At 37.1% G+C, this 20,212-nt stretch carries 15 protein-coding genes and 1 pseudogene; 13 read left to right on the top strand and 3 right to left on the bottom strand.

The features are described 5' to 3' along the window. Positions 1–101 precede the first annotated feature (101 nt). Together QUE35_RS02465 and QUE35_RS02460 are read left to right on the top strand one after the other, a co-directional pair. Positions 102–1,421 carry a hypothetical protein gene (locus tag QUE35_RS02465; protein ID WP_022601264.1) on the top strand — a complete coding sequence of 440 codons (1,320 nt, stop codon included), beginning with the start codon at positions 102–104 and terminating at the stop codon, positions 1,419–1,421. A gap of 19 nt (positions 1,422–1,440) precedes the next feature. After that, on the top strand, positions 1,441–1,860 hold the full coding sequence (locus tag QUE35_RS02460) for a hypothetical protein (RefSeq protein ID WP_009317100.1): 420 nt from the start codon (positions 1,441–1,443) through the stop codon (positions 1,858–1,860). A gap of 92 nt (positions 1,861–1,952) precedes the next feature. Here the strand turns inward: QUE35_RS02460 and QUE35_RS02455 are convergent, their stop codons facing one another. Continuing rightward, positions 1,953–4,046, bottom strand: coding sequence for a M3 family metallopeptidase (locus tag QUE35_RS02455; protein ID WP_022602293.1), 2,094 nt, complete (start codon positions 4,044–4,046; stop codon positions 1,953–1,955). 167 nt (positions 4,047–4,213) lie between these two features. Here QUE35_RS02455 and QUE35_RS02450 point away from each other — a divergent pair, with 167 nt between their 5' ends. Then, a complete protein-coding gene (locus QUE35_RS02450) occupies positions 4,214–6,049 on the top strand; it encodes an LTA synthase family protein (protein WP_022602291.1) in 1,836 nt (611 codons plus the stop codon). A 16-nt stretch (positions 6,050–6,065) separates the two neighbouring features. On the opposite strand, the gene QUE35_RS02445 is transcribed toward QUE35_RS02450, so the two are convergent. Together QUE35_RS02445 and dinB are read right to left on the bottom strand one after the other, a co-directional pair. Then, positions 6,066–8,291: a tetratricopeptide repeat protein gene (locus QUE35_RS02445; protein WP_031258857.1), complete on the bottom strand. Its 2,226-nt coding sequence runs from the start codon at positions 8,289–8,291 to the stop codon at positions 6,066–6,068. Between the two features lie 200 nt (positions 8,292–8,491). Beyond that, entirely contained in the window at positions 8,492–9,553 is a 1,062-nt protein-coding gene (gene dinB, locus QUE35_RS02440) for a DNA polymerase IV (RefSeq protein ID WP_022602288.1), read from the bottom strand. Between the two features lie 134 nt (positions 9,554–9,687). Between dinB and QUE35_RS02435 the strand changes: the two are divergent. The 10 genes and pseudogenes from QUE35_RS02435 to QUE35_RS02390 all read left to right on the top strand — a co-directional run. Further along, positions 9,688–10,083: pseudogene (locus QUE35_RS02435) on the top strand (DMT family transporter); the annotation flags it as partial. Next, entirely contained in the window at positions 10,072–10,572 is a 501-nt protein-coding gene (locus QUE35_RS02430; protein ID WP_349267065.1) for a DMT family transporter, read from the top strand. The pseudogene QUE35_RS02435 and the gene QUE35_RS02430, both read left to right, overlap by 12 nt. A gap of 219 nt (positions 10,573–10,791) precedes the next feature. Beyond that, the gene (locus QUE35_RS02425; protein ID WP_022602282.1) at positions 10,792–12,024 is read left to right on the top strand and encodes a tyrosine-type recombinase/integrase; all 1,233 of its coding nucleotides are present in this window, start codon (positions 10,792–10,794) and stop codon (positions 12,022–12,024) included. Between the two features lie 847 nt (positions 12,025–12,871). Continuing rightward, positions 12,872–13,432: a UpxY family transcription antiterminator gene (locus tag QUE35_RS02420; RefSeq protein ID WP_022602629.1), complete on the top strand. Its 561-nt coding sequence runs from the start codon at positions 12,872–12,874 to the stop codon at positions 13,430–13,432. Between the two features lie 44 nt (positions 13,433–13,476). Beyond that, positions 13,477–14,274 carry a polysaccharide biosynthesis/export family protein gene (locus QUE35_RS02415; RefSeq protein WP_031258893.1) on the top strand — a complete coding sequence of 266 codons (798 nt, stop codon included), beginning with the start codon at positions 13,477–13,479 and terminating at the stop codon, positions 14,272–14,274. A gap of 23 nt (positions 14,275–14,297) precedes the next feature. Next, positions 14,298–16,706 (top strand): GumC family protein, encoded by a 2,409-nt coding sequence (locus tag QUE35_RS02410; RefSeq protein ID WP_022602631.1) that lies wholly within the window; start codon positions 14,298–14,300, stop codon positions 16,704–16,706. A gap of 36 nt (positions 16,707–16,742) precedes the next feature. Then, positions 16,743–17,630 (top strand): glucose-1-phosphate thymidylyltransferase RfbA, encoded by an 888-nt coding sequence (gene rfbA, locus QUE35_RS02405; RefSeq protein ID WP_022602632.1) that lies wholly within the window; start codon positions 16,743–16,745, stop codon positions 17,628–17,630. After that, positions 17,630–18,199: a dTDP-4-dehydrorhamnose 3,5-epimerase gene (rfbC, locus tag QUE35_RS02400; RefSeq protein WP_022602634.1), complete on the top strand. Its 570-nt coding sequence runs from the start codon at positions 17,630–17,632 to the stop codon at positions 18,197–18,199. Before rfbA ends, rfbC begins: the two co-directional genes overlap by 1 nt. Before the next feature lie 2 nt (positions 18,200–18,201). Beyond that, entirely contained in the window at positions 18,202–19,059 is an 858-nt protein-coding gene (rfbD, locus tag QUE35_RS02395; protein WP_031258894.1) for a dTDP-4-dehydrorhamnose reductase, read from the top strand. Positions 19,060–19,065: 6 nt separating this feature from the next. Continuing rightward, the gene (locus tag QUE35_RS02390; RefSeq protein ID WP_022602636.1) at positions 19,066–20,205 is read left to right on the top strand and encodes a dTDP-glucose 4,6-dehydratase; all 1,140 of its coding nucleotides are present in this window, start codon (positions 19,066–19,068) and stop codon (positions 20,203–20,205) included. Positions 20,206–20,212: the final 7 nt, after the last annotated feature.

Raw genomic sequence — 20,212 nt, 5'->3', positions numbered from 1 at the left:
TTAAAATCAAGTGATTATATTGAAAATTTAGTAATAAGATGTAATAGAAATGACGATTTGTTATGCTTGTTCTTTTGAAAAGGATTCGAAAAAGATAATATATGAGAGATTTTTTGTTAATAAGATTATTATTGATTGTGGTTTTCGGAATAGTTCTTATTCCCGAAGCCATAGCTCGAAAAAAGAAGAAAATAGATGCAGAAGCTGTTCCAGTAACGTTATATTTGAACAAAATCGTTTCACAATCGAAAAGTTCGATTGTGAAAGGTTATCTGCGATCGGCAATAGTGAATGATCCGACTTTTTTTGAGGTGAGTGAAACTCCTCAAGGAGAGAGAATCCGGTATATCAGCGAAGATATTGATTCGCTAATAGTTATGGATAAACTTAAATATGTAAAGCGAAAATGTAAAAATATCGGCTTTATGGCAGGAAAACCGAAAATCCGTTGGGTTAGGATTGAATATGATGGAAATGGTATTGATGTATATTCTGCATTTTTTGTTATTCAAAATAGAGTAAATAATATAACTACTGTTAGCAGAGAAATGTATTATTATTTCAGTATTGATAAAGATATTGCAATATTTACATCCCGTCAATATCTATCTGCGCCCTATGTAATTGGCACACCGGCAGTGAATAGAACACAAATGGCATATTATTTCTGCAAAATTTATGATTATCCTGAATTTGCATTGCGTATTAAGGCAAAAGAATTTGAAGATATGATGAGTGTCGTAAAAAGCTGGGAAACGGAATATGGTGACCGCCCGGTAAAAAGAGTAGCTGGAAAAATTGAAAATGATCAGCTTGGCGTTCAAAATTCTATTACAGTTGTTAGCGGAACTGAGTCGGCTTCATGGAAAAGAGTGAAGAATGAAGTCGTGTTTCCCCAATATATGAGAACTATGCAAATAGGAATTGCTCCGGATATCGCTCCTTGGTCGCGAAAAATCAAACATGGAGGAAATGGTTATAAAATAGACATTCCTCCCATCGGTATTTATTCAGATATTTGTTTCCTTGATTTCAGTAAGTTGGGGAGCATCGGGTATTTGTTCGGAGCTACTTATAGCAAATATAGTTATAATTGGGAATGGGATAATGGTTATGGTCCAAAGACAAAGGCAACATCTTGTAATAGATTTGATATTTGTGCCGGATTAAGTTGGCATTTAACTCTTTGTCACAACTTTGAGTTCTATGCACGTTTGATGATGGACTTGAATATGACCGGAAATCGAACAATTGATTGCGAAAGTGATGAAAAAATGATTGCTGAGAGTAATATGGACACGAGTGTCAGCGGCATTGCAATCGCAGGTTTACGTTATTACTTTTGTAAAAAAGTAGGCGTGTATGTAGAGAGTGGCTATGATATCGGCTATGTTTCCGGTGGATTTTCTTTTCGGTTTTAAATAGTAAAAATATCAAATTATGAAAAAGTTTTTTACAGTATTGAGTTGTGTTATAGCTCTTTCTTTTTTGTCAGTTGGTTGTTCGAAAGACGATGATGAAGATGGGGACGGGGATGTTGAGGTTACAACCGGAATGACATGGGAGAAGTTGGTCGAGAAGTATCCGTTTATGGGAAATTTCCCGAAGTATGAAGGTGATATAGAATTGCATCAGTATAATAAAACATTCGGTTTAGAAAGTGTTGCTTTCTTTGATTATAAATGTGATGCATCTATGGCTACGGAATATTATGCAAAACTTGCCTCTGAAAATTTTTTGGTGAATCCTAATGCGGAAGGAATTTATACGAAGACGGTTAATGATTATGAGCTGATTTTTACAGGTTCACATGCTGCCGGCAATTTCGGTATGGTCTTTTCTTGTCAACCGGTAGAGTAATGTTAGGATGATATTAATACAATCCAAAAAGAAATTCCCATCGAATAATATTCGATGGGAATTTCTTTTATTGATAATGCAAAAATGCTGGATTATTCGTTGAGAATACCATCGCGTTGCATCAATGCTTTTATAGAAGGTTCATGTCCGCGAAAACGTTTATACAATTCCATCGGATCTTCTGTACCTCCTTTTTCGAGAATATTTTTTCTAAAGGATTCGGCAATTTCTCGATTGAAGATACCTTTTTCTTTAAATAAAGAAAATGCATCTGCATCAAGAACTTCAGCCCATTTATATCCGTAATATCCGGCAGCATAGCCTCCTGAAAAAATATGTCCGAATTGATTGCTCATTCCGGTTCCGTCGACAATTGGTAATAATTGGGTCGGAGCCATTGCCTTTTGTTCAAATTCAATAACGTTTTCGATGGAATCGGTTTGTGTGTACCAAGCCATATCGAGAAATCCGAAAGATAATTGACGCAAACAGAGATAAGCCGCATTATATTGTCTTGATTTTTTTATCTTTTCGATTAGTTTTGCCGGCATTTTTTTCCCTGTTTCATAATGGGAGGCAAATGTATCGAGAAACTCTTTTTCGGAAAGCCAGTTTTCCATAATCTGAGAAGGCAGTTCTACAAAGTCACGAAATACATTTGTTCCGGAAAGAGATGCATAAGTTGAGTTTGCCAATAAACCGTGTAGAGAATGACCGAATTCATGCAAAAAGGTTTCGACCTCCCCATAAGTCAATAATGCCGGTTTGTCAGCTGTCGGACGAGTGAAATTCATAACGATAGTAATATGGGGGCGACTGTCTTTTCCATTCTCATCTTTCCATTGTCCTTTATATTCGGTCATCCATGCACCGCCTCTTTTGGTTGCTCGAGGATGAAAATCTGTGTATAATACGCCTACATATTTATTATTTGCATCAAAAACTTCAAAAGCTTCTACTTCTGGATGATATACGGGAATTTTATTGTTCTTCTTAAATTTGAGACCGTATAAACGTGTTGCTAAACCGAATACACCTTTTTTTACTCGATTCAATTCGAAATAAGGTTTCAGCATTTCATCGTTAAGATCGTATTTGGCATTTTTTAATTTATCTGAGTAATAAGACCAGTCCCATGGCATCAGATCGAAGTTTTTACCTTCCATACCGATTGCAAAACCTTTTACTTCTCTAACTTCTTGTAAAGCTTCAGGTTTGTATGCTTCTAATAACTGATTTAGCAAGTTATATACATTTCGGCTGTTTTTTGCCATACGGCGTTCCAATGTATACTCTGCATAATTCTCTTTTCCCATCAATTTGGAGATTTCCATCCTGACTTCAGCAATACGTTTTACGATTTGTGTATTGTCGAACTTTCCGGTCTGGCAGCGAGAGTTATATGCCCGATACATTTTTTCTCTCAAATCCCGACGTGCCGAATATTGCATAAACGGGCCATAGCTCGGATAAGAAAGGTCGAAAAGAAATCCTTTTTTCCCTTTGTTTTGAGCCATTAATGCCGCTGCATCTATCGCACTTTGAGGAAGCCCGTCCAATTCTTCAGGCTTAGTCAATAGCATTTCGAAACTGTTTGTCGCTTTAAGCAGATTTTGTCCGAATGTCAAAGTTAATTGATTTAGCTCGGTTGTAAGTTTACGGTATTTTTCCCGATTTTCGCCTTTCAGGTTAGCGCCTTTGCGTACCATGCTTTCATAAGTATCGTTCAATAGAGCCATTTGTTCGGGAGATAAATCCAATTCTCCTTTTTTGTCGTAAACGAATTTGACCCGTTCGAATAATTTTTCGTTCAGATTGATATTGTTGCCGTGTTCTGAAAGGATAGGCGAGATTCTTTGAGAAATAGCCATCATCTCATCGTTGCCTTCGGCTTCGGAAACAGCGAAGAATATGGTTGATACTTTGTTCAGTAAATTTCCTGATCGTTCTAATGCCTCTATTGTGTTCTCAAATGTAGGTGTAGAACGCTGATTGACAATTGCATCTACTTCTTTTTGATGTTGACGAATACCTTCTTGAAATGCCGGTTCGTAATCTGTTATTTTTATCTTGTCGAATGGTGCGGTTTCTCGGGGTGTTTTAAACTTCCCGAAAAAAGGATTTGCAGCTTGAGTCATATATAAAGTTATTGTTAGAAAAACTATAAATATAAATTTTCTTTTCATGAGAAAGGTTTTTATTAGAGTTGACAAAGTTCTCAAATAATTGATACTTTAACATAAAAGAGCTATTAATTTATATTAATTAAAAAGTAAAAACTCTCTTTACAAGTGCGTATTTTTCTCTTTTAGCATACATTTGTGTCGGGTATAATGTAAAAAATAAAAAAATCATGAAACAGCGATTGCTCTTTTTACTCAAAATATATTTGTGGTTTATCTTCATGTTTATGTTGCAAAAGCCACTATTTATGCTTTTCCATTATAATTTATTCGAAAAAGCCTCTCTTATAGACTGGATGCAAGTTATATACCACGGTCTTCCTCTCGATCTTTCGGTTGCAAGCTATATTTTGGCATTGCCGGTATTCGTGGCTTTAGTAACAGTATGGATACAAGGATTATGGGCAGAATGGTTTTATAAAGGATATTTTGCATTGATTATAGCGATTTTATCTCTCATTTTTATTTCCGATATAGAATTATATACTTATTGGGGATTTAGGATGGATGCAACTCCATTGTTTTATTTGAAGTCTCCTGCCGATGCTATGGCGAGTATTCCGTTTTGGGTTTTGGTTTTAGGAATTATAGGTGTCATTTTATATTTTGCGATTTTTTGGTATCCTTTGAATCGCTGGTTTGTGAAAGGTTCTGGGAAATGGAAATTCTGTAAACATCGTATCAAATCGACATGTTGGTTTTTATTGTTACTCGGTTTGCTGTTTATCCCGATCCGAGGAGGTATTTCGGTTTCTACAATTAATGTAGGAAGGGTATATTACAGTGATAATATGTTGTTTAATCATGCAGCAATAAACCCGGCTTTCAGTTTGTTGGCATCTTTGTCTAAAGGACAAGATTTTAAACAGCAGTATCGTTTTATGGATGCAGATAAAGCAGATCAAGAATTTTCAAAGATGACACATAGTCGAGTTTATTTCCCTGAAAATGACTCTGTTCGATGGATTAATCGTGAGCGTCCGGATATTTTACTAATCATATTGGAAAGTTTTTCCGGCACCGCAATGGAGAAATTGGGTGGAGTTCCGGGAGTAATGCCGAATCTTACCCGTTTGGCAGAAGAAGGAATATTTTTTACAAACTTTTATGCGAATAGCTTTAGAACTGATAGAGGACTTGTCTCGATTTTAAGCGGATATCCTGCGCAGCCGACAACATCTATTATGAAATATCCCGTCAAATCTCAATCTTTGCCTGCCATATCTAAATCATTGCGGAAAGAGGGATATGACATTCAATTCCTTTATGGAGGAGATGCGGATTTTACCAATATGCGTTCTTATTTTATTTCTTCAGGATTTCAAAGCATTGTCTCTGACAAAGATTTCCCGGTTAGTGATTTATTATCTAAATGGGGGGCAAATGACGGCACGACTTTTATTCGTTTCAGTGAATTGATACAAAATCAACAGAAGCATCCTTTTATGAAGGTATTTTTGACACTAAGCAGTCATGAACCTTTTGATGTCCCGTATCATCATTTTGATGATCCTTATCTTAATTCGGTGGCTTATACCGATAGTTGCTTGGGTGCATTTGTCGATCGATTCCGTCAAACTCCCCAATGGAATAATACTTTGATTATTTTAGTGCCTGATCACGCTATGCGATATCCTGCCGGAGTTCAAGAGCCTGATATTGTCCGTCATCACATTCCTATGGTTTGGTGTGGAGGAGTGGTAAATGGCTCTAAAGTGATAAATGATTATGGTTCTCAGATCGATATTGCCGCCACTCTTTTAGGACAAATGAATATAGATTATTCAGATTTTAAGTTCAGCAAAAATATTGCCGATACTACTCAATACAAATTTGCTTATTATACCTTCAAGGACGGATTCGGATATCTGGATTCTGATGCTAAAGTCATATATGATAATGAAGCGGGGAAGGCCGTTTTTTCAGAAGGAGATACTACCGGGAGTAAAGAGAACGCAGGTAAGGCATTTCTACAAAAGTTATATGATGATTTAGGTAGCCGATAATCTCCGGCGGGGGAGATTATCGGTTTAAGGAATACATGAGCTGGTCGATTAGCAACGGAATATCATTGGCAGATATGCCTGCTTGTATCAAATATTTGACATCTTGCCTGAAATTATTAAGGAACGATTCCGCATTTCCTTTATCGTTCTCTATGCTTTCTCTGTATAATTCTATCGTCTTATTCAGATTTTTAAGGGCAAATTCTACATGTCCAGCATTCATATAATCGATAGAGGTCGGTTTATTATTCAGTATTTTTTCGTAATAACGCCGGGCTTGTTCTTGTTTTTCCGCCAAAAAAGAACACCATGCTATAGCCCTCCATGCTTTGGTGCTTTTGGGGTCTAAATAATCGACTTTAAAATAATATTTCAAAGCTTCATCATAATTCTCTTGTTCGAAATAGCAATGTCCGATATTCATTTCTATCGATAAATTATCAGGTTTCATTTGTTCTATTCTCAAGTAGTATTCTAATGCAGCTTCCGGTTTTTTCAATGTTCTGTAACAAGACGCAATTCGCCTTAATGTCCACAGACTATCGGGATATATCATTTCTGCTTTCAGATATGCGTCTAAAGCTTTATCATATTCTCCTGACATTTGTAGGCAATATCCTATTTTTTGATATAGTTCACTGTCTGATCGATGGTTTTGTAGTAATTTATTGAACATTGTCAGGGCATCGGCATAATATTCTTTCCGGAAATAAAATTCTCCGATCAACCTTAATGTATTGTCATCCGAAAATATAGATTGCAGGAATGAAACCTGGAATAAGTCTATATGAGATGAAAATGGGTCTGAAAATTCGGATCGGAAAGATGAAAGTTTGAAAAATCTATATAAGTCTTGTAAATATTGGTTTGATATGTTTTTCCCAGCTTCATCTGCATTTAGAGAAAGTTTGTCTTTTTCTATATTTTGCATCTCTATACCTTCGGCATTGAATTGAGACGTCATCATACCTCTTTGGGTTTCCGGTACTTGTGTGAGACTGAGGCAGAAAGAATATTTGTCCGAATTGCACAAAAAGTGGGATAAACTAATGAGTTTCTTGAAATTATTATCTTTATCTCCTTGGGTAAAAACGTTGGTCAATGCTGTATATTCAGTATTAAACGGGCGAAACCAGTTAGCAGCTTCTTTAAAAAACGGGAAACTCTTGAGTCCTGAAAAAGTACTCATAAAAACATCAGCCCCTTCTAATTGTAAATCATTCAGTTCTTTAAGCTTATCGGCAATTCCTGATTGCTCTAAAATTTCCTGCCACTCCGGATTTTTATCCAAAGAGTTCATGTCGTTCATTAGCTCGTCTTGTTTCATCTTTTTATAAATAGACGGGCTTATTTTCATCATTTCAGGAAGCAGCTCTTCTGTAAATTTTCGAGAAATTCGTTCAGTTTCGCGGCTTTTTATTAATTGCAGAAAGATTGTCCGTGTTTCCTTACAAAATCGCTCGTTTTCTTTGCTAGCTTCGATTCTTGCCAGCAAATAGGGCGAAAGTTCTATTCTCGCTTTATATATGTACATAAGAATCAGAACTCCACATAAGGCTCTTTGACGTATTTCTTCATTAGTCGATTGCTCATAGACGTCTAATAGAATTGCCAATTTTTGTTCGTCATACCGATGCAGTAGATTTAAAGTAAGCGCCGAAACGATTAAACAAGTCGTTTCGACAGGGAAATGTTCTGGAGATAATCCTTCACGTAAAGCTGTGTAATCCCATTCGGTTGCCGGATAGTTGCACCAAATTCTGGTTACAAGTTCTTCTTCTGCTTTTTCTACTTGCTTTCTGAGTTCAATTTGCGTCTGGGTATTATTTTCTATATCACTCAATAAACTATTTAAAGACAGGTTGTTAATGGCAGAATCTAATGTGTCTGACTGTTGCTGAATACTCATCTCCGGATGTAGCTGAATATATCTTTTCTTAGAAAAATAAAAACCGGATGATTCTTTTTCGAGTAGTAATTCGGTAACTTTATCGGTTAAAGTGAATAAAGATGAAATTAAATTTCTATATACCTGTTCTCGTTCAGGATCTTCGATACCTTCGAACATATACCGGAGCATATATTTATAAGACGTTTCCAGTTCATTCAGTTTTTCGTTGACAGTCCAATCTTGCAATGCCAAAGACAATTCGGACAACAGTTCAAATACTGTTTTTATCTGTTTTTTTGCAAGCAATCGATAAATTTCTTGTTGGGTATTTATTATTTCTTTTACTGTCATATTTGTCATATTTTCTGAAACCAATAAAGGTAATATCTTATTTTGTAAGTTATCAAATTTTAAAAATAAATATGTTCAAAATGTATGCCAAATTTCTGTTGTAAAGTTTATATCCGTTCAAAATATTGTTCGGGATAATATGAGAGTGATTTTTCAGGGAATATCCATCCGGAATAAAAGATCATTAAGGTCAAGGTTCTTCAGAATTGGATACTGAGCTGTTGAGGATACAATTTTTCTGTCGGATGCGAAACTGACAAACCGAGTAAACGAATCGGATGTTGCGATATGTCTATCTCTTTCAATAGTTTTTTTGCTAAAGGCAGTATTTCATCAAGGTCTGTTAAAGGATGATGATTACTTATACATTTGGTTTTTTGTGAAAAGTCATTGAATTTTATTTTTAGAGTAAGCGTGTTTCCTTGAAATTTTTTGAGAGTGATGCGTTCTGTCAGTTCACAGGCTACATGATAAAGTTCTATGATAACAGCCATGGGACTAGTCAAATCTTTTTCAAAAGTTGTTTCACAGCCGATCGATTGCCTTATTTTTACAGCTTCTACCGCTCTGTTATCTATACCATGAGCAAAATCATAAAATAGATTTCCGTTTTTTCCGAAATGATTGATAAGAAACTCTAAAGAACATTTTTGTAAATCAGCTCCCGAATGAATTCCTAATAAGTGCATTTTCTTTCCGGTCTTTTTTCCTACACCCCAGAATAATTCAATGGGGAGAGAAGCGATGAATTTGATAGCTTTATCGGGATGGATGACGTAGAGTCCGTCGGGTTTTCTGTAATCGGAAGCGATCTTTGCAAGAAATTTATTATAGGAAACTCCTGCAGAGGCAGTAAGCCCCAATGTCTCTTTTATTTGTTGTTTTATGGCTTTTGCTATATCTGTCGCCAATTCGATATTTTTTTTGTTTTCTGTAACATCGAGAAAAGCTTCATCCAAAGATAACGGTTCTATAATATCGGTATATTCTCTGAATATAGCGTGTATTTGTTTAGATACCTCTTTATATACCTCCATTCGTCCCGGTATGAATATTACATCCGGGCAAAGTTTCCGAGCTTTGACAGACGACATGGCTGAACGTATTCCGTATTTCCGGGCTTCATAACTGGCCGCAGAGACAACACCCCTGCTTTCGGGACGGCCTACGACTAATGGCTTCCCGACATATTCCGGATGATCACGCAATTCTATGGAAGCATAAAAAGCATCCATATCTATATGTATTATTTTTTTGTTCAAGTGAAATAAACCCTCTTAAAATCTATCGCAAAAATACGCTTTCTTATCAGATTGTCGTATAATAGGATGTAAAAACAGTCTAATAAAAAAAGATATATAGATTATCTTTGCAGTTTAAAAAAATAAAGAATTACATGAAAACTAAGATATTGGCGATTTTTGCATGTTTACTATGGGGATCGGCCTTTGCAGGAGCTAAAATAGGATTTGAATATACAACTCCGTTACATTTGTCCGGTATGCGCTTTATGCTGGCCGGACTTTTGTTAATACCTTTTTTGATATATCAGAAGATCGATTGGATTTCTAATTTGAAAGAGTAGCGTTATATGCTGTTATTCGGTTTTTTACAGACGTTTATACAGTACGGTTTCTTTTTTATGGGATTAAATAAAGTCCCCGCTGCCATATCTGCAATTATCATCGGAGGCGGCCCGTTCTTCGTTGCAGTTATGGCTCATTTCACTATGGGAAATGATCGAATGTCGTTTCGTAAGATTTTGGCTATTGTTTTAGGTATGGCCGGAATCGTATTTATAAGTTTTGCAAAAGGAGGTTCTATTCATACTGATGCTTCGTTTTATTACGGAGTCATATTGTTGATTATCAGTAATATTGTAGGAGCATCTACTAATATTATAGTTGCCAAGAACAGAAACAAAGTTTCTCCGGTTATGCTCACTGCATTTGCTAATTTTTCTGGCGGATTAATTCTGTATATTGTATCGTTTTTTACAGAAGATTGGTATGTAAAGCCTTATTCATTAGAGTTTTATATTGCATGGATATGGTTGGCGTTGATTCCGGCAGTCGGATTTTCCATTTGGTATTCGCTGCTTAAGAGACCAGAAGTGAAAGTTTCTGAATTGAACATGTGGAAATTTGTCGTACCGGTTGCCGGTGTTGTTTTAAGTTGGTTGCTTGTTCCGGGTGAATATCCCGATTTGTATTCGATATTGGGTATTTTTATTATAACGGTAGCTTTGCTGATTTTACAGAGGCAACCGAATGAAAAATGATGATATTATGCGTCAGTAAATAATTATTCGTTTCTAATTTAAAGACTTGTTTTAGAGTCTATCTAAATTTTTCTTGGGTCGAATTTGAAAAACCCCCTCGAAACAATTTTCAAAAATATCTGTACAAGATTTAGACAGGCTTTGGGTAAAAAATGATTTTTTCTATGATATTTACGCAGCTATATGTTATATATTTTTGGTATATAATATTTAGAAGTTATGGTATCTATAAAAATCAAATTACGTCATTCATCTGTTTCCGGAGTTCCCGGAACAGTGGTTTATGTATTGCATGAAGGCATGAGGTCTGTCCGGATTGCAACAGAGTATAAATTATTTCCTGAAGAATGGGATGAAAAGTCCCAGTCTGTCGTTTTTAGAGAAAAATATCGGTTTTCGTACGTAACGGATATAGACCTCCGAATAAAGAAAGATGTATCTGCTTTACAAAATATAATTAAATCGTTTCCAAATTATTCGGCAAAGGATATCTTACAAGCATTTCATATACATAGACAAGATAAATCTTTTCTTGCTTTTATGGATAAACAGATAAGATCATTGATAAAGAACGGATGTTTGGGAACGGCCCGGAATTATATGTGCACGAGAAATAGCTTTGCTTCGTTTCTTCATAATCAAGACATTGAGTTTTATTTAATGACAGAAGATTTTATTCTTGAATATGATTCATGGTTGAGAAAGAAAGGTATAACCCGTAATTCTGTATCTTTTTATATGCGTATATTGCGATCTGTGTATAATAAAGCTGCTGCAAAAATGTTTTTTAATCCTGAAAATATATTCAGGAAAGTATATACCGGAGTAGATCGCACTCGAAAGAGAGCTGTCAATGAGGAAATCATTGTTCGTTTAAGCAATTTGGATTTATCCGAACATAAGGCTTTGGATTATGCCAGGGATATATTTATTTTTAGTTTTTATACGAGAGGAATGGCTTTTGTCGATATTGCTTATCTCAGAAAAAGCAATATAAGAAATGGGTTCATACAATATATTCGTCGTAAGACCGGACAGATTATCAATATTCGTATCGAATCATGTATGAAAAAGATAATGGACCATTACAAAACAAAAAGTGAATATATATTTCCTATTATTACATCTTCAGACGAAAAAATAGCATATCGGCAATATCAAAATTCACTGAGTTATTATAACAAACAGCTCAAAAAAATTTCCGATTTATTAGGACTGCCTTCTCCTCTTACCTCATACGTTGCACGCCATACATGGGCTACAGCCGCAAGAAATAAAAATATACCTCTTTCTGTTATAAGTGCCGGTATGGGACATACATCCGAAAAAACTACGCAAATTTATTTGGCATCCTTAGACAATTCTATTATAGATGAGGCTAATAAATTTATTATTAGTTCTTTATATTATGAAGGGGATAATTCTAGGAAAAAGAAAAAAAGAAAAGTATAGTCTATATAAAAATATCTGTTTCTATCACAGAAGTAGGACTTAAACGTGTCCAAATTTAGATAAATAAGTTTGTTTATCCAATTAAATAATAAACATTTTTTTGCTATTAAAATCACATATGCTGAAAATCAATATTTTGCAAGTAAGTAATTTAAATTCTAATCAGGTATAAATCATTATTCGAATAGTAAAAATAAAGGTTATTGTATAATGAGTTGTAGCATTTATTGCAAATATTATATTATATAGTCAAATAAAAATATATTAGGAACTATTTTTTTTGCGTTACAATAAATTAATATGCTATTAATCAATTAATTATATACACAAGATAATAAAGTCCTACTTCTGTGATAGAAACAGGATTCAGAGCTGAAGGTGTGTTTTATATTATACAGCCAAACGATTGTTAGTCAGGGATATATATATTTCTGGTGTCCCTAAAGAACATTCTTTTGTAAAAATTAATATTTGGGAAAAGTTGTTGTAGTTATTGATATTATATAGTTATGATTTCAAAGTCTATGAATTTAGAACTTGTTCAAAGTTTTACCGAAGTAGGATAGGAATTTTAAAAGCCGTCTAAATTTTGCCCGAGTCTGTTTTGAGAACTTCTTGATATAGTGATCGGCTTAGTTTTAGAAGGGTCAAAAGATTCAAAAACTATCTTGTCTTAGAAGTACAGGTTCTTGGTGTATTATTTATAAAAATATAATCTCTGGTATATAAATTACACATCTAAGATATTAAGTAAGAGAAGTCTCGATGTGAATCGCGATCATCTTTGGGATATGAGAATATCCTTAAATAATCCCTTTTTATACCGGAGATTATTTTATGAAAAATTTTGGAGCAGAAAGAAAACATAGAATTAAAGAAACAAGGTGATATAGCATGGTATGCTATACGTGTTACTTATAGCCGGGAAATGATATTCAAAGAATATCTCGACGGTCATAATGTTGAAAATTTTATACCGATGCACTATGAAAGCACGGATTTAGGAGCTAAAAAATCACGAAAATTAGTACCGATCATACATAATCTTGTTTTTGTCCATTCGACAAAAACAAGTATAGATACATTCAAGTCTGAACTTGAAGTCCGTTTGCCTATTCGATATATTATGGATAAGGCAACAGGCCGTCCGATTATAATTCCCGATAAGCAAATGCAAGATTTCATTGCAGTGTCGGGTACGTATGACGATCAGCTCGTTTATCTCGATCCTGTTTCGTTAATGTTGAAAAAGGGAGATAAGGTTAGAATTACCGGAGGAATTTTTTCCGGAGTAGAAGGTGTATTTGTACGAGTTAAGGGCGATAGGAGGGTAGTCGTTTCTATTCAAGGGATAATGGCCGTTGCAACCGCATTTATACATCCTTCGTTGATCGAAAAAATAGAATAGTAAGGAATTTAAATAGTATGAATAAAATAATAAAGATTAAGCTTATGCAGATCAAGTATATATTAGGAATTTTACTTGTTATTGTACTTTTCAGTTCATGTGATTCGTCTAAAAAGGTCGTATATTTTCAGGATCTTAAGCCGGGAATATCTGAGCAATTGATAGCATCGACTCAAATTACGTTCCGACCGGAAGATAAGCTTTCTATCGTTGTCAGCAGTAAAGATCCTCAATTAGCAAGTCTGTTCAATTTGCCTATAGCCTCTTTTCGTGCAGGATTAGCATCGGGGGCGCAAAATTCTAATCAAGAAATGTCGGTATATACTGTCGATGCTCAAGGAGATATTGAATTTCCCGTTTTAGGAAAAATTCGTGTGGCAGGAATGACCCGTTCCGAGCTTGCCGGATACATCAAGGACCGGCTTATTAAGGAAAATCTGATAAAAGACCCGGTCGTTACGGTAGAATTTATGAATCTCAGTGTTTTTGTATTAGGAGAGGTCAATAAACCGGGGCGCATTAATATCGATCGGGACAGAATTACCGTTCTTGATGCAATCAGTATGGCCGGGGATCTCTCGATATACGGGAAACGGAATCCCGTATATGTGCTGAGAAAGGAGGGGGATAAAGAGACCGCTTATCAACTCGACTTGTGTTCTGCAAAACAGATTTATTCTTCTCCGGCATATTATCTTCAGCAGAACGATGTAATATATGTCGAACCTAATTCAGTCCGGGCACGTCAATCTACGGTCAACGGTAATAATGTCCGTTCTACATCTTTCTGGATGTCATTGGCCTCATTGCTGACCACTATTACCGTGCTTATTGTTAAATAACTATTTTGATATTAAATAAAAATATGGCTGCTGTTCAAAATAATCCGAAATCGAAGCAATCTGAAGAGTTTATGCGAATACAAGATTTGCTATACCTTTGTGCATCCAATTGGTATTGGTTTGCCCTATCTCTGATGATTACATTAGGAGCTGCTTTCTTGTATATTAAAGTAACGCCTCCGGTGTATACCCGGTCGGCTTCAATACTCATTAAAGAAGACTCAAAAGGGAAGTCCCTCTCCGCAGATGCCGGATCATTTGCCGATTTGGGACTGATTCAAGCAAATACGAATGTAAATAATGAAATTATTTCATTGCAGTCTCCGGCAATCATGACCGATGTCGTAAAGCGTTTGCATCTGAATATGGATTATCATGTTGACGGAGGCTTTTACCGGGAAGTGTTATATGGTCGTACTTTACCGATAAATGTGTCTATAGATACTCCGAACGATAATGAGTCGTCAGCGCTGACCGTAAAAATTTTGGCAGATAGTACCGTAGAACTGTCTGATTTTATACGGAATGGTGAAGAACTGCCCGGGAAATTGGTAAAAGGACAATTGACAGACACGATTATGACTCCTGTTGGAAAAGTAACAGTATGCCCCACGCCTTATTATACTTCTCAATTTTCTCAACCTATATATGTTTCCTGTTCTAGTCTTTATAGTGCTGTCCGTCGTTATGCTCCGAATTTATCTGTCGTGCTAAATGATGAAAAATCTACGGTTGTCGATCTGTCATTCAAAGACGTTTCTATCCAGCGGGCCGAAGATATTCTGAATACGTTGATTGCCGTATATAATGAAAATTGGGTAAAAGATAAAAATCAGATAGCGATCAGCACTTCTATGTTTATCAACGAACGCTTAGGTGTTATTGAAAAAGAATTGGGAAGTGTAGATGAGGACATATCTTCGTATAAGAGCGAACATCTTTTGCCTGATGTGCAAGCGGCATCCAGTATGTATATGGCACAAGTCAACGAAACTGATGCTCAATTATTGGCATTGAACAATCAGCTTTATATGGCTCGCTATATTCGTAATTATTTAGGAGGAGAGTCGAACAAATACCAGCTTTTGCCGGCCAATTCGGGTATAGAAAACTCTAACCTCGGAGATCAGATTACAGAATACAATAACAAATTGCTTCAGCGCAACAGTTTGGTTGCAAACAGCAGTGACCAGAACCCTTTGGTTATCGATCTCGACCATGCATTGGCTGCTATGCGCAAAGCAATTGTCGCGTCTATAGATAATCAGGTTGTCACCTTAAATGCACAAATAAAAAATCTCGAACGCAGCGGACAGCAGACGACTACCCGTATTGCTGAAAGCCCTGCTCAGGCCAAATATCTGCTTTCGGTCGAACGCCAACAGAAAGTAAAAGAATCGCTTTATCTATACTTACTTCAAAAACGTGAAGAGAACGAACTTTCTCAAGCGTTTACGGCATATAATACCCGTATTATCACTCCGGCGGGAGGAAGCATGTTACCTACAGCCCCGCTGAAAAAGAATATCTTGCTGGTTGCCTTTGTAGCAGGTCTGTTGATGCCTGCAATAGTCATATTCATTGCAGAGAATATGAATACAAAAGTCAGGGGACGTAAAGATTTAGAAAATATGACAATTCCTTTTGTCGGAGAAATACCGTTGGCATATCATCAGGGCAAACAGGGCTCGATATTCCGGAAAAAGAAATTACCGGAAACACATACGATTGTAGTTAAAGAAAAAAGCCGAAATCTTGTCAACGAAGCATTTAGAGTTGTACGCACCAATCTTGAGTTCATGTTGGGTAAAGAAGGACAATCCCGGGTTATCATGGTTACGTCTGCAAATCCGGGTAGCGGAAAGACTTTTATTACCATGAATCTGGCAAAAAGTCTTGCAATTAAAGGTAAAAAGATATTGGTTATTGACCTCGATATGAGAAAAGCCTCTTTAAGCTCGTATGTCGATTCTCCCCGAATAGGAATTTCAAATTATTTGAGCGGGCAAGTAGAAAATTTTTCTGAAATTATAGTCAAAGGCAAGGTTTATCCGGGTTTAGATGTAATACCGGTAGGCACGATACCTCCAAATCCGACCGAGCTGTTATTTGATCTGCGCTTAGAACAAATGTTGAGTACATTAAAGACCGAATATGACTGCATCTTTATCGATTGTCCTCCGGTAGAGATAGTTGCAGATGCTTCTATTATCAATAAATTATCGGATATGACACTGTTTATTATCCGGTCAGGCTTATTAGATCGCAGCATGCTTTATGAAATAGAAGGATTTTATACAGATCAAAGATATAAAAACATGGCTGTTATCCTGAACGGCACATCCGAAGCATATGGTCATTATGGATATCGGTATGGGTACAGATACGGTTATAATTATGGATATGGCAAAGGTTATTCTGAAGAAAATTAGACTTCCGGACACCATATTATTGCAACTATATTAAAAATGAAAGGTATTGTATTAGCAGGCGGTTCGGGCACAAGGTTGTATCCGATCACTAAGGGAGTGAGTAAGCAGCTTCTCCCGATTTATGACAAACCGATGATCTATTATCCTATATCGGTGTTGATGTTGGCAGATATCCGGGATATTTTGGTAATATCTACTCCGGTCGATCTGCCCGGATTCAAGAGATTGTTAGGAGACGGTTCTGATTACGGAGTACATTTCGAATATGCCGAACAGCCCAGTCCGGACGGTCTGGCTCAGGCCTTTATTATCGGTGAAAAATTCATAGGAGACGATTCGGTTTGTCTGGTTCTCGGAGATAATATCTTTTATGGACAAAGTTTTACCCGAATGTTGCAAGACGCTGTACGTACGGCAGACGAAGACAAGAAAGCTACGGTTTTCGGCTATTGGGTCGCCGATCCTGAGCGGTATGGTGTTGCAGAGTTTGACAAAGACGGTAATTGTATGTCGATCGAAGAGAAACCGGAAAAGCCTAAATCCAACTACGCAGTTGTAGGACTCTATTTTTATCCTAATCGTGTAGTCGATATTGCCAAAAATATAAAGCCTTCGGCAAGAGGAGAACTGGAAATTACTACGGTAAATCAGGCCTTTTTGAATGATCGGGAATTAAAAGTGCAGACATTAGGACGTGGATTTGCCTGGTTAGACACAGGTACGCACGATTCATTAAGTGAAGCTTCAACCTTTGTCGAAGTCATTGAGAAGCGACAAGGGCTGAAAGTCGCCTGCCTCGAAGGCATAGCTCTTCGCAAAGGTTGGATCACTGCCGATAAAATGCGTGATTTGGCGCAACCGATGCTTAAAAATCAATACGGGCAATATTTGCTGAAAGTTATTAATGAGTTGGGATTGGAATAATGGAAGTAATAAAAACGGACATAGACGGAGTGGTTATCATAGAACCGCGAATTTTCAGCGATGAACGGGGATATTTTTTCGAATCATTCTCTCAGCGCGAATTTGAAGAAAAAGTGTGTAAAACCGTTTTCGTCCAAGATAATGAGTCGAAATCCTCTTACGGAGTTTTGCGCGGATTGCATTTCCAGAAACCGCCATATACCCAAAGCAAACTGGTGCGAGTGATCAAGGGCGCTGTTTTGGATGTCGCCGTCGATATTCGCAAAGGTTCTCCCACATTCGGCAAACATATAGCCGTAGAACTTTCCGGAGAAAACCATCGGCAATTCTTTATCCCGCGCGGATTTGCACACGGATTCAGCGTCCTGACCGATGAAGTCATATTCCAGTATAAATGCGACGCATTTTATGCACCGCAAAGTGAAGGAGCTTTGGCATGGGATGATCCTGATTTGGGGATAGATTGGAAAATACCGTCCGATAAAGTAATACTCTCGGAAAAAGACCGGCATCATTGTCGTTTGCAAGATGCGTCATGGTTGTTCGACTATAACGAAAAATTGTATTGATGATGAATATATTAGTAACAGGCGCAAACGGGCAACTCGGAAATGAAATGCGCCGTGTATCGAAAAGTTCGGGCAACCATTATGTTTTTACAGACGTAGCGGAATTGGATATTACCGATCTGAATGCTATTCGCCGGATAATCGATAAAGAGAATATACAAGTAATTGTAAACTGTGCTGCATATACCAATGTCGATAAAGCAGAAGACGATTATGCAACAGCCGATTTGCTGAACAATAAGGCTGTCGAGAACCTGTCGATGGCAGCCAAGGAGTCGGGTTCGACTCTGATACACATCTCTACCGATTACGTTTTTAAAGGAGACCGGAATATCCCTTGTCACGAAGATTGGACGACCGATCCGTTGGGAGTTTACGGAATCACAAAATTGGCAGGAGAAAAAGCCATATTGGAGTCGGGATGCCGTTATCTGATCTTTCGTACGGCATGGCTCTATTCCCCGTTCGGGAACAATTTTGTAAAGACCATGCAACGTCTTACATCAGAGAGAGAAACCCTGAATGTCGTGTTCGATCAAGTCGGTACACCGACCTATGCCGGTGATTTGGCGGCATTGATCTACAAAATCATAGAAAACAATTTTCTAAATCGGCAAGGTATCTATCATTACAGCAATGAAGGAGTCTGTTCTTGGTATGATTTTGCAAAAGAGATATGCGCACTTTCCGGAAACTGTTGTGATATACAACCTTGTCACAGCGACGAATTTCCAAGTAAAGTAAAACGTCCGCATTTTTCGGTATTGGATAAGACAAAAGTAAAAAAGACATTCGGCATAACAGTTCCGTATTGGAAAGACTCTTTAGTAAAATGCATAGAAGAACTTAAACAAAAATAATCGATCATGAAATTTAAACGCAATATCATCATTACCGGAGGCGCCGGATTTATAGGATCGCATGTCGTTCGCTTGTTTGTCAATAAATATCCCGATTACCACATTATCAATCTCGATAAACTGACCTATGCCGGCAATTTAGCCAATCTTAAAGATATAGAAGACAAGCCGAACTATACTTTTGTAAAAGCCGATATATGCGATTTTCCCGGAATGCAGGAGTTGGTGAAACAGTACGAAGCAGATGGCATTATCCATTTGGCAGCAGAAAGTCACGTAGATCGTAGCATTAAAGACCCTTTCACCTTTGCCCGCACCAATGTTATGGGTACATTGAGCCTGTTGCAGGCAGCAAAAGAATACTGGGAATCTTTACCCGAAAGCTATGCCGGAAAACGGTTTTATCATATCTCTACCGATGAAGTATATGGAGCTTTGGAACTCACACATCCCGAAGGGATAAAACCACCATTCACAACGACAGCATCCTCCATAGAACACCATCTTGCCTATGGCAAAGATTTCTTTTATGAAGATACGAAATACAATCCGCACAGTCCCTATTCAGCATCGAAAGCATCGAGCGACCATTTTGTGCGGGCATTTCACGATACCTACGGTATGCCGACCATCGTTACCAATTGCAGCAACAATTATGGGCCATACCAGTTCCCCGAAAAACTGATACCTCTGTTTATCAATAATATCCGTCACCGTAAACCGTTACCGGTATATGGCAAAGGCGAAAATGTGCGCGACTGGCTCTATGTGGTAGACCATGCTCGAGCCATCGATATGATTTTCCATAATGGCAAGATAGCCGATACTTACAATATCGGAGGATTTAACGAATGGAAAAATATTGACATTATCAAAGTCATCATCAAAACGGTCGATCGTCTGTTAGGCAATCCCGAAGGTTATTCTTTAGACCTGATTACCTACGTTACCGACCGCAAAGGACACGATTTGCGTTATGCCATAGATAGTACCAAACTGAAAAATGAACTCGATTGGGAACCAAGCTTGCAGTTCGAAGAAGGCATTGAGAAAACAGTCCGTTGGTATCTCGATAATCAGGAATGGATAGATAACATCACTTCCGGTGAGTATGAGAAGTATTACGAGGAGATGTATAAAGGGTGATAGTTAG

It is taken from the genome of Coprobacter fastidiosus, assembly GCF_030296935.1.
GTDB classification, from domain to species: domain Bacteria; phylum Bacteroidota; class Bacteroidia; order Bacteroidales; family Coprobacteraceae; genus Coprobacter; species Coprobacter fastidiosus.
The sequence above is the reverse complement of the archived record's forward strand: the minus strand, read 5'-3'. Positions and strand labels throughout refer to the sequence as shown.

Bases quoted from the DNA above. Each gene is read 5' to 3' on its own strand.
- QUE35_RS02425 (WP_022602282.1), top strand. From the start codon at position 10,792: ATGGTATCTATAAAAATCAAATTACGTCATTCATCTGTTTCCGGAGTT.
- QUE35_RS02390 (WP_022602636.1), top strand. From the start codon at position 19,066: ATGAAATTTAAACGCAATATCATCATTACCGGAGGCGCCGGATTTATA.
- QUE35_RS02450 (WP_022602291.1), top strand. From the start codon at position 4,214: ATGAAACAGCGATTGCTCTTTTTACTCAAAATATATTTGTGGTTTATC.
- QUE35_RS02430 (WP_349267065.1), top strand. From the start codon at position 10,072: ATGGCCGGAATCGTATTTATAAGTTTTGCAAAAGGAGGTTCTATTCAT.
- rfbA (WP_022602632.1), top strand. From the start codon at position 16,743: ATGAAAGGTATTGTATTAGCAGGCGGTTCGGGCACAAGGTTGTATCCG.
- QUE35_RS02460 (WP_009317100.1), top strand. From the start codon at position 1,441: ATGAAAAAGTTTTTTACAGTATTGAGTTGTGTTATAGCTCTTTCTTTT.
- QUE35_RS02410 (WP_022602631.1), top strand. From the start codon at position 14,298: ATGGCTGCTGTTCAAAATAATCCGAAATCGAAGCAATCTGAAGAGTTT.
- QUE35_RS02445 (WP_031258857.1), bottom strand. From the start codon at position 8,291: ATGACAGTAAAAGAAATAATAAATACCCAACAAGAAATTTATCGATTG.
- QUE35_RS02415 (WP_031258893.1), top strand. From the start codon at position 13,477: ATGCAGATCAAGTATATATTAGGAATTTTACTTGTTATTGTACTTTTC.
- rfbC (WP_022602634.1), top strand. From the start codon at position 17,630: ATGGAAGTAATAAAAACGGACATAGACGGAGTGGTTATCATAGAACCG.
- rfbD (WP_031258894.1), top strand. From the start codon at position 18,202: ATGAATATATTAGTAACAGGCGCAAACGGGCAACTCGGAAATGAAATG.
- QUE35_RS02465 (WP_022601264.1), top strand. From the start codon at position 102: ATGAGAGATTTTTTGTTAATAAGATTATTATTGATTGTGGTTTTCGGA.
- QUE35_RS02455 (WP_022602293.1), bottom strand. From the start codon at position 4,046: ATGAAAAGAAAATTTATATTTATAGTTTTTCTAACAATAACTTTATAT.